At 37.1% G+C, this 13,122-nt stretch carries 12 protein-coding genes and 2 pseudogenes; all 14 read left to right on the top strand.

The features are described from left to right. Nucleotides 1-3: 3 nt before the first annotated feature. Entirely contained in the window at nt 4-396 is a 393-nt protein-coding gene (gene ftsL, locus IGJ76_RS09055; RefSeq protein ID WP_067480541.1) for a cell division protein FtsL, read from the top strand. Continuing rightward, on the top strand, nt 397-2,592 hold the full coding sequence (locus tag IGJ76_RS09050) for a penicillin-binding transpeptidase domain-containing protein (protein ID WP_067480544.1): 2,196 nt from the start codon (nt 397-399) through the stop codon (nt 2,590-2,592). A 26-nt stretch (nt 2,593-2,618) separates the two neighbouring features. Next, nucleotides 2,619-3,581 carry a phospho-N-acetylmuramoyl-pentapeptide-transferase gene (gene mraY / locus IGJ76_RS09045; protein WP_071868210.1) on the top strand — a complete coding sequence of 321 codons (963 nt, stop codon included), beginning with the start codon at nt 2,619-2,621 and terminating at the stop codon, nt 3,579-3,581. Nucleotides 3,582-3,594: 13 nt separating this feature from the next. Beyond that, a complete protein-coding gene (murD, locus tag IGJ76_RS09040; RefSeq protein ID WP_430596567.1) occupies nt 3,595-4,956 on the top strand; it encodes a UDP-N-acetylmuramoyl-L-alanine--D-glutamate ligase in 1,362 nt (453 codons plus the stop codon). 20 nt (nt 4,957-4,976) lie between these two features. Beyond that, nucleotides 4,977-6,068, top strand: a complete 1,092-nt coding sequence (gene murG / locus IGJ76_RS09035; protein WP_270608081.1) for an undecaprenyldiphospho-muramoylpentapeptide beta-N-acetylglucosaminyltransferase — start codon at nt 4,977-4,979, stop codon at nt 6,066-6,068. A gap of 15 nt (nt 6,069-6,083) precedes the next feature. Further along, the gene (locus IGJ76_RS09030) at nt 6,084-7,223 is read left to right on the top strand and encodes a cell division protein FtsQ/DivIB (RefSeq protein ID WP_071868213.1); all 1,140 of its coding nucleotides are present in this window, start codon (nt 6,084-6,086) and stop codon (nt 7,221-7,223) included. Between the two features lie 150 nt (nt 7,224-7,373). Beyond that, on the top strand, nt 7,374-8,696 hold the full coding sequence (gene ftsA, locus IGJ76_RS09025) for a cell division protein FtsA (RefSeq protein ID WP_067480559.1): 1,323 nt from the start codon (nt 7,374-7,376) through the stop codon (nt 8,694-8,696). A 22-nt stretch (nt 8,697-8,718) separates the two neighbouring features. Then, nucleotides 8,719-9,957, top strand: a complete 1,239-nt coding sequence (ftsZ, locus tag IGJ76_RS09020; protein ID WP_067480562.1) for a cell division protein FtsZ — start codon at nt 8,719-8,721, stop codon at nt 9,955-9,957. 17 nt (nt 9,958-9,974) lie between these two features. Beyond that, a complete protein-coding gene (locus IGJ76_RS09015; RefSeq protein ID WP_067480565.1) occupies nt 9,975-10,652 on the top strand; it encodes a YggS family pyridoxal phosphate-dependent enzyme in 678 nt (225 codons plus the stop codon). Nucleotides 10,653-10,665: 13 nt separating this feature from the next. Further along, nucleotides 10,666-10,762, top strand: a pseudogene (locus IGJ76_RS09010) (cell division protein SepF); the annotation flags it as partial. A gap of 122 nt (nt 10,763-10,884) precedes the next feature. Then, nucleotides 10,885-11,259, top strand: a pseudogene (locus tag IGJ76_RS09005) (cell division protein SepF); the annotation flags it as partial. 20 nt (nt 11,260-11,279) lie between these two features. Beyond that, nucleotides 11,280-11,543, top strand: a complete 264-nt coding sequence (locus tag IGJ76_RS09000) for a YggT family protein (protein ID WP_075491582.1) — start codon at nt 11,280-11,282, stop codon at nt 11,541-11,543. An 18-nt stretch (nt 11,544-11,561) separates the two neighbouring features. Further along, on the top strand, nt 11,562-12,344 hold the full coding sequence (locus IGJ76_RS08995) for an RNA-binding protein (protein ID WP_067480574.1): 783 nt from the start codon (nt 11,562-11,564) through the stop codon (nt 12,342-12,344). Between the two features lie 20 nt (nt 12,345-12,364). Further along, a complete protein-coding gene (locus IGJ76_RS08990) occupies nt 12,365-13,069 on the top strand; it encodes a DivIVA domain-containing protein (protein WP_067480576.1) in 705 nt (234 codons plus the stop codon). Nucleotides 13,070-13,122 lie beyond the last annotated feature (53 nt).

Genomic DNA, 13,122 nt, shown 5'->3' with positions numbered 1-13,122 from the left:
ATAATGGCAGAACTAAAAAGAGCACATGAATATCCATATGATTTCCCCGACATGGTGGATCAAGCTGAACAACTGCCAGATTCTAGTCAAGAAGTTGTTCTACCTCAATCACCTGCTAGACGATTGAAACGAATTTCTAATTTAGAAAAATTAGTTATCAGTGGTTTAATTGTTATGCTAATTTCTTTGTCCGTTTTGACAATTATGTTAAGAACCAACATTAGTGGTGCTGAACAAGCAATTACTTCGATCCAAACGGATATTACTGAAAAGAAAACAGAAAAAACAACTTTGGAACAAGAAAAGAATGAACTTTCGCGTACAGAACGCGTAAAACAAATCGCAGAAGAAAAAGGATTGTCAATTAATGACGACAATTTAAGGAAAGTGAAGTAAATGAGTCTTAAAAATAAATTTCGGCGGTTTATGGAAAAGAAAAATCAAAATCCGATGAACAATCGCAAAAAAGTAGGTATCATTTTATTTGCTACGAGTATTGGGTTGTTCTTTTTATTTGCCGTCCGTTTCTCGTACATTATAATAGGTGGTCACGTGGCTGGTACTTCGTTATCTGAAAAAACAGAGCAGCTTTACCGAGGAAGTGAAGTTGTGCAGGCGAAACGAGGCACAATCTATGACCGAAATGGTATTGCAATTGCTGAAGATGCGACCTCTTATTCCATCAAAGCAATTCTTTCAAAAACATATACGTCTGAAAATAAAAAACTTTATGCTCAAGAAAAAGATTTTAGTAAAATCGCAACAATTTTAAGTGATAATTTATCAATTAAGAAAAATGCCGCACTAAAAATCTTGCAAAATGGAGCGGATAATGAGTTATATCAAGTTGAATTTGGTAATTACGGACAGAATATCACGCAGGAAACAAAGCAGACGATTGAGTCACAAATGAAAAAGGCTGGTTTAGCTGGTCTTTATTTTGATTCTCACAAGTCTCGCATGTATCCAAATGGTGTGTTTTCTTCCCACTTTATTGGATTTGCAATTCCTAATAAGGAAGGCAATGGGCTAGTCGGTAGTTTGGGATTAGAATCCGCTTATAATGATATTTTAACTGGGAAAGATGGCAAGATTGTTTATCAAAAAGATAAATATCAAAATCCTTTACCAGGAACGGTTGCTGATGAAGTTGCTTCTAAAGATGGTCAGGATATCTATACCACTCTAGATAGTAGATTACAAAGTTATTTAGAAACTTTGATGGATCAAGTCAATCAAGAATATCAACCTGAAGAGCTGACTGCTGTTTTAATGGAAGCTAAAACTGGTGAAATCGTAGCAATGGGTCAACGCCCTACCTTTAACCCCGAAACAATGGAGGGGCTAAATGACGAAAATGCTGTTTGGCGTAATTTCTTAGTACAGGATCGGTATGAACCAGGTTCGACAATGAAAGTCTTTACGACTGCTGCGGCTATCGAAGAAGGCGAGTACAACGAAAACGAAACATTTGTTTCTGGTAAAATCGCTGTGGCTGATGCAACTATCAATGACCATGACTTTGGTGAAAAAGGTGTATTGACAATGCGTCAAGCACTATCTTGGTCAAGTAACGTGGGGATGGTTATTTTAGAACAAAGACTAGGTGGACGTTGGTACAACTATCTTCAAAAACTTGGCTTTGGTCAAAGTACTCACTCTGGACTAGACGACGAAAATGCAGGCACATTGCCAACAGAAAATATTGTTGACCGAGCAATGAGTGCATATGGTCAAGCAGTTGGTGTAACTAATTTTCAAATGATGAAGGCATTTTCTTCAATCGCTAACAATGGAACGATGCTTCAACCTAGATTCATCAGTAAAATCGTTGATCCACAAACTGGAGAAGAACGAACAACTCAGACAGAAGTATTAGGACAACCATATTCAAAAGAAACGACAGAAAAAGTACGTGAATATATGCGTGATGTTGTTGAAAGTGAAAATTACGGAAGTGCTTATGGTGTTTATTCTGTACCAGGGTATAACGTATCAGCAAAAACTGGTACAGCACAGATTGCTTCTGACTCTGGTGGTTATCAAGTTGGAGATACTTCTTATCTTTATTCAATCGTTGAAATGGTTCCTTCAGAAGATCCTGAATATGTTCTTTATCTAACGATGAAACATCCAAAAACATATGATCGAATGGCTTTAGCAAAAATTGCAAATCCATTAATGAAACGTGCGATGGACTTCAAAGAAACAGAAGGCGACACTAAAGAAACGACGGATCAAACAGAAAAAGTGGTGGTTGCTGATTACCGCAATTTAGAATCAGATATTGCTGCGGCTGATGCGCAAAAGAGCGGCTTACAGCCAGTAGTGATTGGTAACGGAAAGAAAGTTATCAAGCAATCAACTTCCAACGGCGACAAACTCATTCTGGGAGAAAAATTGATTCTACAAACGGGTGGCGATGAACTGATGCCTGATGTTACTGGTTGGTCAAAAGCCGATATTATGAAGTTAGGCAAAATTCTTGGCATTGAAGTCACTTTTGATGGTGATGGTTATTGTACCGAGCAAAGTCTCGCGCCGTATGAAAAAATTACCGATAAAAAATTACACTTTACTTTAAAAGAGTAAGAAAAGAAATAGGAGAGAAAAAAAGCATGGAATGGACACAAGCATTAATTCCCATTGTGAGTAGCTTTGCGATGACAGTTGCAGTAATGCCATTGTTTATTGGCTACTTTCAAATGAAAAAACAAGGACAGGCGATTCGTGAAGAAGGACCTAAATGGCATAACATCAAAGCCGGGACTCCGACGATGGGTGGCTTAGTGTTCCTAATTGCAGCAATCTTAACTGGCATCTGGGTGGGAGCATGGCAAAACCAGCTAACACCCATACTCTTTATTTTGTTATTTGTTTTAGCGTTATATGGTGCCATTGGTTTTTTAGATGATTTCATTAAAGTTTTTAAAAAAAGAAATATGGGATTAAATTCCATTCAAAAATTGATTGGTCAAATTGTTGGAGGAGTAGCTTTTTATCTCGTTTATCGTTCAGAAGGTTACCCAGGTATACTTAACTTTTTTGGATTAGAAATTAGCTTAGGAATTCTCTATGGGCTATTCGCAATTTTCTGGTTGGTTGGGTTCTCAAATGCAGTGAATTTGACGGATGGAATCGATGGCTTAGTTGCAGGACTAGGAACGATTTCTTTTGCAACTTATGCCCTTATTGCTTGGCATCAAAACCAACTAGATGTTTTGATTATTTGTTTAAGTGTCGTTGGTGGATTAATTGGTTTCTTTTCTTACAATCACAAACCTGCGAAAATTTTTATGGGTGATGTGGGTTCTTTGGCTTTAGGTGGTTTGTTAGCAGCAATCTCAATGATGCTAAATCAAGAATGGACGTTGTTATTAGTTGGTTTGATTTATGTTATGGAAACGGCAAGTGTAATGTTACAAGTAGCTTCATTTAAGTTAACTGGGAAACGAATTTTCAAAATGTCACCAATTCATCATCACTTTGAAATGAGTGGCTGGTCTGAATGGAAAATCGATATTGTTTTTTGGTTAGTTAGCTTAGGAACTTCACTTATTACATTATGGCTTGTTTGGTAGGAGATGACAGGAAATGAAAAAAATAACAACATATGAAAATAAAAAAGTCCTAGTCTTAGGACTTGCAAAAAGCGGATTTAGTGCGGCCAAATTGTTACATGAATTGGGCGCACTTGTCACCGTTAACGACGGAAAACCATTTGATGAGAACCCTGAGGCACAAGATTTATTAGCTTTAGGAATCAAAGTAGTTACAGGTAGTCATCCAATTGAACTTTTGGATGAAGATTTTTCTGTAATGGTAAAGAATCCTGGTATTCCTTATAACCATCCATTGGTGGCGAAGGCACAAGAAATGGGTATTCCGGTAATTACGGAAGTAGAGTTAGCTTACGAGGTAGCGGAATGTCCAATTATTGGTATCACTGGAACGAATGGAAAAACGACAACGACAACAATGACGGGATTACTGTTAAATGCAGGAGAAAGTAAGGGAATGGCTCGTTTAGCCGGAAATATTGGTTATCCAGCAAGTAGCGTAGCTCAGGAAGCACAAGCAGACGATAAAATTGTTATGGAATCGTCAAGTTTTCAACTAATGGGTATTACAGACTTTCATCCAAATGTAGCAGTTATCACAAATATCTATGAAGCACATATTGACTATCATGGAACACGTGAAGAGTATGTAAAAGCAAAATGGGAAATTCAAAAAAATATGACAACTGAAGATTATTTGATTTTGAATTGGAACCAAGAAGAACTACGAATGTTATCTCAAACGACACAAGCACAGATCTTACCTTTCTCGACAACAGAAGTATTGGAAAAAGGTGCGTATTGCGTAGAGGGAATCATTTATTATAATCAAGAAAAAATCATGGATGCTTCAGATTTAGGCGTTCCTGGTGCGCACAATATTGAAAATGCTTTGGCGGCAATTACGGTTGCTAAATTATACGATATCTCGACGGAAGCAATTAAACAAACACTGCATTTATTCCATGGCGTTCCTCATCGCACTCAATATGTAGGAGAAATTCAGGGAAGAAAATTTTATAACGATTCTAAAGCAACCAATATCTTAGCAACGGAAATGGCACTAAGTGGTTTTGCCCCAGAAAAAACGATTTTATTAGTTGGTGGATTAGACAGAGGTAATAGTTTTGATGAACTAGTTCCGTCTCTTCAAAATGTGAAAGCGTTGATTGCGTTCGGCGAAACGAAACATAAACTAGTTGAAGCTGGTCAAAAGGCCGGTATTCAAGTAATTGAAATAACAGAAAATGTTGAAACAGCTGTACCACTAGCATTAGCGTTGAGTGATGAAGAAGATGTTATTTTGTTATCTCCAGCTAATGCAAGCTGGGATCAATATCCTAACTTCGAGATTCGTGGTACGCGCTTCATGGAAGCTGTCAATAAATTAAAATAGAAAAGAAACGAGCGATAAAAATGAAAATTTTGGTTACAGGCGGCGGAACAGGTGGTCATATCTATCCAGCATTAGCCTTTGTTAATTATGTGAAATCTCAAGATCAAGATGCTGAGTTTATGTATGTCGGGGCAAAACGAGGATTAGAAAATAAGATTGTTCCAGAGAATGGTATTCCTTTTCATACTTTAGAAATTCAAGGATTTAAACGGAAATTGTCATTTGATAATGTCAAAACAGTCCAACTATTTTTGAAAAGTATTCGCCAAGCAAAAAAAATCTTGAAAGATTTTCAGCCAGATGTGGTGATTGGAACAGGTGGATATGTATCAGGTGCTGTTGTATACGCTGCGGCAAAGTTGAATATTCCAACAATCATTCATGAACAAAATAGTGTTCCAGGAATTACCAATAAGTTTCTTAGTCGTTATGTTGACCACATTGCGCTTTCTTTCCAAGATGCAGCACAATTTTTTCCAGAAGAAAAATCAAGTCTGATTGGTAATCCTCGTGCACAGGAAGTCGCCGACACACCGAAATCGACTATTTTAGCTAATTTCGGATTAGCAACAGATAAAAAAACAGTTCTGATTTTTGGTGGAAGCCAAGGTGCGTTGAAGTTGAATGAAGCAGTAATTAATTTCCTAGAAAGCTTTAATGATGATAGTTATCAAGTATTATACGCTTCAGGAGATCGCTACTATGAACAAATTAAAAGTCAAGTTGGTGCTATCAAGTTAAGCAATGTCAGTATTCAACCATATATTCGACAGATGGCTGAAGTAATGGCAAGTAGTGATTTGCTTGTAGGAAGAGCTGGTGCAACGTCCATTGCAGAATTTACAGCATTAGGATTACCAGCGATTTTGATCCCAAGTCCTTATGTTACTAATGATCATCAAACTAAAAATGCGCAAAGCTTAGTGAATGCGGGTGCTGCAAGAATGATCGCAGATGGCGAGTTAACAGGTGAAACTTTAGGAAGAGCAATCAATGAAATCATGACAGACGAAAAAGTGCAACAGCAAATGTCACAGGCTTCAAAAAAACAAGGGATGCCAGACGCATCTAAACGTTTATATGAATTGGTTCAAAGTGTTATTAAAAAGTAAAAGGTGGTGGTCTTAGTGAGTAAAAAGAAAGAACCCAATGATTTACCCAATTCATCTGATAACCAAGATGAATTAACTCCGTGGCAAAAGGCCAACCAAAAGTATTTAGCTGAACATCATAAAAAGGACGAGAAACTTCACGAAGATTCAGACGAATCTGTTACAAACCAAGAAGAACAGTCAAAAGATTCGTCCAACGAAGACGAAAAGGATGAACTTCCAGCGTTTCTGACTGAACCAGAAGAGTCAACAAAACAGACAGGTCCATATAATGGTTCTTTCTTAAATCGATTGCCTAATTTGAAAAATCAGCGTAACAAAGTCTTGATGCGTAGACTGTCATTAATTATAACAATCTTAGGGATTCCGTTGTTATTTTTGATTTATTATATTTCACCATATAGTAAGCTAGAAGCAGTTACTGTAACTGGAAATGAGCTCATTTCTAATCAGACAGTGATCGCTGAATCAAAGTTAAGAATTGGTGACAATTTGTGGACACAATATTGGGACAGAGATCAACATGTAAAAGAATTGAAAACTGAACAACCTCGAGTGAAGACAGCAGAAATTAGTTTTCATTCAATCAATCAATTTGAGCTAGCAATCACGGAATATAAAGATATTGCGTTAATTGCTACTGAAAACAAGTATTATCCTGTACTTGAAAATGGCATTGTTTTAGATCAAAAAGTAGATAACCCTACGAAAAATTTACCGATTCTTGAAGACTTCAAAAGTGATGCAAAAATTAAGGCCTTGGTAAAACAATACAATCAACTTTCTGCTGAGCTACAAAAAGCCATTTCAGAAATTAAATATGCACCCACAGAAAGTAATGAAAATTTACTTCAGATGAACATGAACGATGGTAATCAGGTATTAGTGAATATCACGAATTTGGCTAGTCAAATGAAATATTACCCACAAGTTGCTAAAGAGATGCAAGAAAATGGTGTGATTGACATGGAAGTTGGAATTTTTTCTTATCCTTACTCAAATAGTACAGAAGAGCAAACCGAAACTTCCGCTGACGAAGAAACAAATCAAAATGCTGTCACATCAACAGAAATAGAGTCTGGTGAGTCAACTGAAGCAGACCAACAAGCTGATGAGTCAACGCCATCTTCAAGTAGTTCAATCGAAAATCAATAAAACAACCTTAAAAAGTGATAATCTACTTTCTAAAAACTATTAATTTATGGTAGAATTGAAAGCAGTGAATATCTATAATATAGTATATTTAAAAACGAACGTTAGTTGTTCGCTTGTATATGGAATAGTAAGTAGGAGGGAATCCCATTCATGGCAAAAACAGGAATGTATGTAGGCCTTGATATTGGAACGACATCTGTCAAAGTTGTCGTGGCTGAATATATCGACAGCCAAATGAATATTATTGGAGTAGGAAACGCAAAATCAGAAGGGATTAACCGCGGCATTATCGTTGATATTGATAAAACAGTTCAAGCAATTCAACGTGCAGTACGACAAGCAGAAGAAAAAGCCGGCATTCAAATTAAGGGTGTCAGTGTGGGATTACCTGCAAATATGCTTGAAGTCGAAAATTGCCAAGGAATGATTGCAGTAAATGGGGATTCAAAAGAAATCACCGATGAAGATGTCAGAAATGTGGCTTCAGCTGCCCTTGTTCGTTCAATTCCTCCTGAACGTCAGATCGTGTCAATTTTGCCACAAGACTTTACTGTAGATGGTTTTGAAGGGATTAGAGATCCTCGAGGAATGATCGGTGTGCGCTTAGAAATGTTTGGTCTATTATTTACTGGACCAAAAACGATTGTTCACAATATCAGAAAGTGCGTCGAAAAAGCTGGCTTAATTGTCAATGAATTAGTAATTACACCGTTAGCTTTAACGGAAACGATTCTTTCTGACGGAGAAAAAGATTTTGGAACGATTGTTATTGACATGGGTGGTGGCCAAACTACAACGGCTGTTATGCATGACAAACAATTGAAATTTACAAACACAGATCAAGAAGGTGGCGAATTTGTCACTAAAGATATCTCAATCGTTTTGAATACTTCATTCAACAACGCAGAGGCATTAAAAATTAATTATGGTGATGCGTATCCAGAAAGAACATCAGAAAACGAAGAATTTCCTGTGGATGTAATTGGACAATCAGAACCTGTCAAGGTTGATGAACGTTATCTATCAGAAGTAATTTCAGCTCGTATGGAACAAATCTTTAATAAAGCAAAAGATGCTTTGGATCAAATCGAAGCGTTGGAATTACCTGGTGGTGTCATATTAACAGGTGGTGCGGCTAGCTTGCCAGGCGTAGTTGAACTAGCACAAGAAATTTTTGGTGTTAATGTAAAACTGTATGTTCCTAACCATATGGGACTAAGAAATCCAGTCTTTACAAACGTCATTAGTATTGTTGATTATTCAGCAAACTTAAGTGAAGTATATCAACTTGCTAAATCAGCAGTTACTGGCGAAACAGCCATTCAGCATGTATCAGTTACTGAACATGAAGCACCTTCTTATGACTCTTACGAATCAGCTGAAGAGGTAACTTATGAAGAACCAGAAGAAAAAAAATCTGGTGAAAACGTAACAAGTAAAATCAAAGGTTTCTTTACAAATATTTTTGATTAATTCATCCTGGGAGGAATAAAACATGGAATTCTCAATTGATAATAATATCAATGACGGCGCAGTTATCAAAGTCATCGGTGTCGGTGGCGGCGGTGGAAATGCTGTAAACCGTATGATTGAAGAAAACGTTAAAGGTGTTGAATTCATCACAGCCAACACAGACGTTCAAGCATTAAAAAATTCAAAGGCTGAAACTGTTATTCAATTAGGCCCTAAATATACACGTGGTCTTGGTGCTGGTTCTCAACCAGAAGTTGGCCAAAAAGCTGCTGAAGAAAGTGAACAATCATTGCGTGAAGCTTTAGATGGCGCAGATATGATTTTTATCACTGCTGGAATGGGTGGAGGTACTGGTACCGGTGCTGCACCAATCGTTGCAGGAATTGCAAAAGAATTAGGCGCTTTGACAGTGGGAGTTGTTACACGACCATTTACTTTTGAAGGTCCTAAACGTGGACGTTTCGCTGCTGAAGGTATTGCTCGATTGAAAGAAAATGTCGATACATTATTGATTATTTCAAACAATCGTTTACTTGAAGTTGTTGATAAGAAGACACCAATGCTTGAAGCATTCCGTGAAGCAGATAATGTTTTACGACAAGGTGTTCAAGGAATTTCTGATCTAATCACTGCACCAGGTTATGTGAATCTTGACTTTGCTGACGTTAAAACTGTGATGGAAAATCAAGGAACTGCATTAATGGGAATTGGTGTTGCCAGCGGTGAAGAACGTGTCATTGAAGCAACGAAGAAAGCTATTTCTTCTCCACTTCTTGAAACATCAATCGATGGAGCAGAACAAGTATTGTTGAACATTACTGGTGGGCTAGACATGACATTATTTGAAGCACAAGATGCGTCTGATATTGTTGCCAATGCTGCTACAGGTGATGTAAACATTATCTTAGGTACATCAATTAACGAAGAATTGGGCGATGAAATCCGCGTAACGGTTATTGCAACAGGTATTGATGAGTCAAAAAAGGAGCGTAAGTCTAGCCGTCCAGCTAGACAACAAATGCAATCACAAGCTCAAAAACCAATCTTAGATATGGACCAAGCAAAACCAACTTCAACTGAAGATGAAAACAGCTTTGGTGACTGGGATATCAGACGTGAACAAAATGTCCGTCCTAAAGTTGAAGAATCAAACTTTGATAATGTTGAAAAAAAAGATTTTGATACATTCAGCCGCGAAGAAACAAAAGCGAATGACGATGACGAATTAAATACGCCACCGTTTTTCCGTCGCAAGCGATAAAGGAGAGGAAAGAGCACATGATTGCTGACAACTTGCAAGAAATTGAGCAAGAAATTCAGGATTCGTGTGCTCTTGTTCATCGAAATCCGAAAGAAGTTCAATTAGTTGCTGTAACAAAATCAGTTGATTCAGATACGACCAAACAACTTGTTGAGGCGGGTGTTCTGCATTGTGCAGAAAATCGTGTAGACAAATTATTACAGAAGAAGCAAGATTTAGTTGATTTTCCTGAAATAAAATGGCATTTGATTGGTAATTTACAGCGTAGGAAGGTAAAATTGATTGTAAATGAAATTGATTATTTTCATGCGCTGGATAGTTTGAAATTAGCAGAAGAAATCCAAAAGAGGGCTGAGAAAGAATTGGCTTGCTTTATTGAAGTAAATGTATCAGGTGAGGAATCCAAGCATGGAATTTCTCCAGATGAGTTGCTTTCATTTGTTGAATCTTTAGGTGATTATTCAAAAATCAAGGTAATTGGCTTGATGACTATGGCCCCCAAAGATGCTTCTGTTGAACAAATCCACAAAGTATTTGGAACACTTGAAGACTTACGTAACCTTGTCCATCAGCAAGGATTTGCTCATGCACCGTGTGAAGAATTAAGTATGGGAATGAGTCAAGATTTTCCGATTGCGATACAAGAAGGAGCAACATTTATCCGTGTAGGTACAGCGCTATTCAAGGACAAATAAGGGAGGAAGAGTCATGCCACTTTTAAATAGAGGAGCAATTGCTAATTTTTTCGGATTAGCCGATGAAGAAGAGTACGAATATCCAGATTTTCCTGAAACAAAAAAACAAACGGTGACTCAGTCACAAACACAAAAAACAGTAAAACCAACAGTTAATAAACCAACGCGTGAGGCAACTCAAACAGTTACCAATACTTCGCATTATGCGATACGTGAGGAAAAACCGACTGTTGAGCAGAAGAAAGTAATTGAGCTTCGTCAAGCTCCAACACGACCAGTGAAACAAGAAGAAAAGACTGCTCGTCAATCTTATGAACCGAAAACTAATTTGGCAAATAAAATCACAGTGATGGAACCACGTGCCTACTCAGAAGCAATGATGATTGCTAAAAAAATCATTGCTGGTGAAGCGACATTAGTGAACTTCCATTTAGTGGAAGAAAAACAAGCACGTCGCATTGTTGATTTCTTAACTGGAACAGTTTACGCATTGGATGGAGACATCAAAAGGGTTGGCGATGAAATGTTTCTTTGTACACCAACTGGTATGGAAATTGATAGTTCAACTGCTCAAACATTCGCAGATGCAAATATTTTTGATCTGTAAGAGGAGGAAGGACCATTTTAATTTATCGTTTGCTTAATCTACTTAATGATGCAGTTTATCTATATACTATTTTATTAGTTATTTATGCATTGTTGTCCTGGTTTCCTGGAGGGTATCAATCAGCTTTTGGAAAATTTTTATCCAGAATCTGTGAACCTTACCTTAGCTTGTTTGATCGATTAAATTTACGCTTTGGACCAATCGACCTTACAATCATGGTGGCAGTTATTATTTTGAATCTAGCTAGCCAAGGATTAACAATGATTATTGTTTCACTTTTATAGTTTTAGGAGGTGAGTAGTATGGATGAAAATATCTACCAACATTTTCGAACGGAAGAACGGACATTTATTGATTCGGTTGGCGATTGGATTGAGCAAGTACAAAGCCAATATGCACCGTACTTAACTGATTTCTTAGATCCAAGACAAGCTTATATTTTGGAAACTTTGATTCGCCAAGACAGTGAGTTGCGTTTTACGTTTTATGGTGGATATGAACAAGCGGAGAGAAAACGATGCTTGATTTATCCGGAGTATTACGAACCTACTGAAGACGATTTTGAAGTGAGCTTGTATGAGGTGCACTATCCTAGTAAATTTGCTAGCTTAAGTCATGGGAAAATATTAGGTACATTGGTAGGTACTGGCATTAAGCGTGCTTATTTTGGAGATATTATCTCAGATGGTGAACGATGGCAAATCTTTGTTGCAAGAGAGATTGAACACTTTGTTGTTGCTCAAATAACGAAAATTGGTAAAGTAACGGCTCGATTAGAACCAATTGCTTATACAGAAATGTTATTGCCAAAAGATAGTTGGACACAAGAAAGAGGAACAGTGACTTCGATGCGCCTTGATAGCGTCATTTCAGAAATCTATAATATTTCTAGGCAAAGGTCGAAACAATTGATTGAATCTGGTAAAGTGAAAGTGAACTGGACGGAAAACACACGACCAGATTTTATTCTTGAATTATTAGATATTGTTTCGATTCGTGGATATGGGCGAATCCAGATTCAAGAACTTGAGGGAAAAACGAAAAAAGAAAAATATAGGGTATTATTTGGTGTATTACGCAAATAAAACAAAGAGGTGGTTTATTCATGGCTTTAACTCCATTAGATATTCAAAATAAAACATTCCCAACAAAAATGCGTGGGTATAATCAAGATGAAGTAGATGATTTTTTAGATTTAGTTGTTCGTGACTATGAGGAAGCAACAACTAAAAATCGTGAATTAGAAAAAGCAATTAAACATTCTGAAGAAAAATTAGAGTACTTCAATGAATTAAAAGATGCATTGAACCAATCAATTATTGTTGCACAAGATACAGCAGATAAAGTAAAAACAAGTGCAAGCAAAGAATCAGAAGTTATTGTGACATCTGCTCAAAATAAAGCGGATGAATTAGTTGCTAATGCTGAAAAACGCGCACACCAACTAACAACTGATGCGGAAGAAAAAGCACGTCAAATCTTAACAGATGCGACTGAAAAAGCAAAACAACTTGCAACAGAAACGGAAGACTTGAAAAAACGGACACGTGTCTTCCACCAACGTATCAGCTTGATGTTAGAATCACAACTAGAACAAGTGAAGAGTCCTGAGTGGGATGAAATTTTACAACCATTCTCAAGTTATGTGAATGATAGCCACGAAGTGATTAAAGAAGTTTTGGCAAAACAGCTTGACAATGAAAATAATCCTGTTGTAAACTCAGAATCAGAAACGTTAGAGTCTCCAGCAGTTCAAACATTTGATACGAGAGAAATTGATCTCTCTGTTATTGCTGACGAAAACGAGTAGAACAGAAAAGCACTTTGAATTCTTTTAGCGAGCCAATGATAGTGTGAGTTTGG

The sequence above is a fragment of the Enterococcus sp. DIV0175 genome, assembly GCF_050529075.1.
GTDB lineage: Bacteria > Bacillota > Bacilli > Lactobacillales > Enterococcaceae > Enterococcus_B > Enterococcus_B thailandicus.
This window is presented reverse-complemented; position numbering and strand designations above follow the sequence as displayed.

What these genes read in the sequence shown, in the direction of transcription:
- ftsL (WP_067480541.1), top strand. Translation starts at nt 4, where the DNA reads ATGGCAGAACTAAAAAGAGCACATGAATATCCATATGATTTCCCCGAC.
- IGJ76_RS09050 (WP_067480544.1), top strand. Translation starts at nt 397, where the DNA reads ATGAGTCTTAAAAATAAATTTCGGCGGTTTATGGAAAAGAAAAATCAA.
- mraY (WP_071868210.1), top strand. Translation starts at nt 2,619, where the DNA reads ATGGAATGGACACAAGCATTAATTCCCATTGTGAGTAGCTTTGCGATG.
- murD (WP_430596567.1), top strand. Translation starts at nt 3,595, where the DNA reads ATGAAAAAAATAACAACATATGAAAATAAAAAAGTCCTAGTCTTAGGA.
- murG (WP_270608081.1), top strand. Translation starts at nt 4,977, where the DNA reads ATGAAAATTTTGGTTACAGGCGGCGGAACAGGTGGTCATATCTATCCA.
- ftsA (WP_067480559.1), top strand. Translation starts at nt 7,374, where the DNA reads ATGGCAAAAACAGGAATGTATGTAGGCCTTGATATTGGAACGACATCT.
- ftsZ (WP_067480562.1), top strand. Translation starts at nt 8,719, where the DNA reads ATGGAATTCTCAATTGATAATAATATCAATGACGGCGCAGTTATCAAA.
- IGJ76_RS09015 (WP_067480565.1), top strand. Translation starts at nt 9,975, where the DNA reads ATGATTGCTGACAACTTGCAAGAAATTGAGCAAGAAATTCAGGATTCG.
- IGJ76_RS08995 (WP_067480574.1), top strand. Translation starts at nt 11,562, where the DNA reads ATGGATGAAAATATCTACCAACATTTTCGAACGGAAGAACGGACATTT.
- IGJ76_RS08990 (WP_067480576.1), top strand. Translation starts at nt 12,365, where the DNA reads ATGGCTTTAACTCCATTAGATATTCAAAATAAAACATTCCCAACAAAA.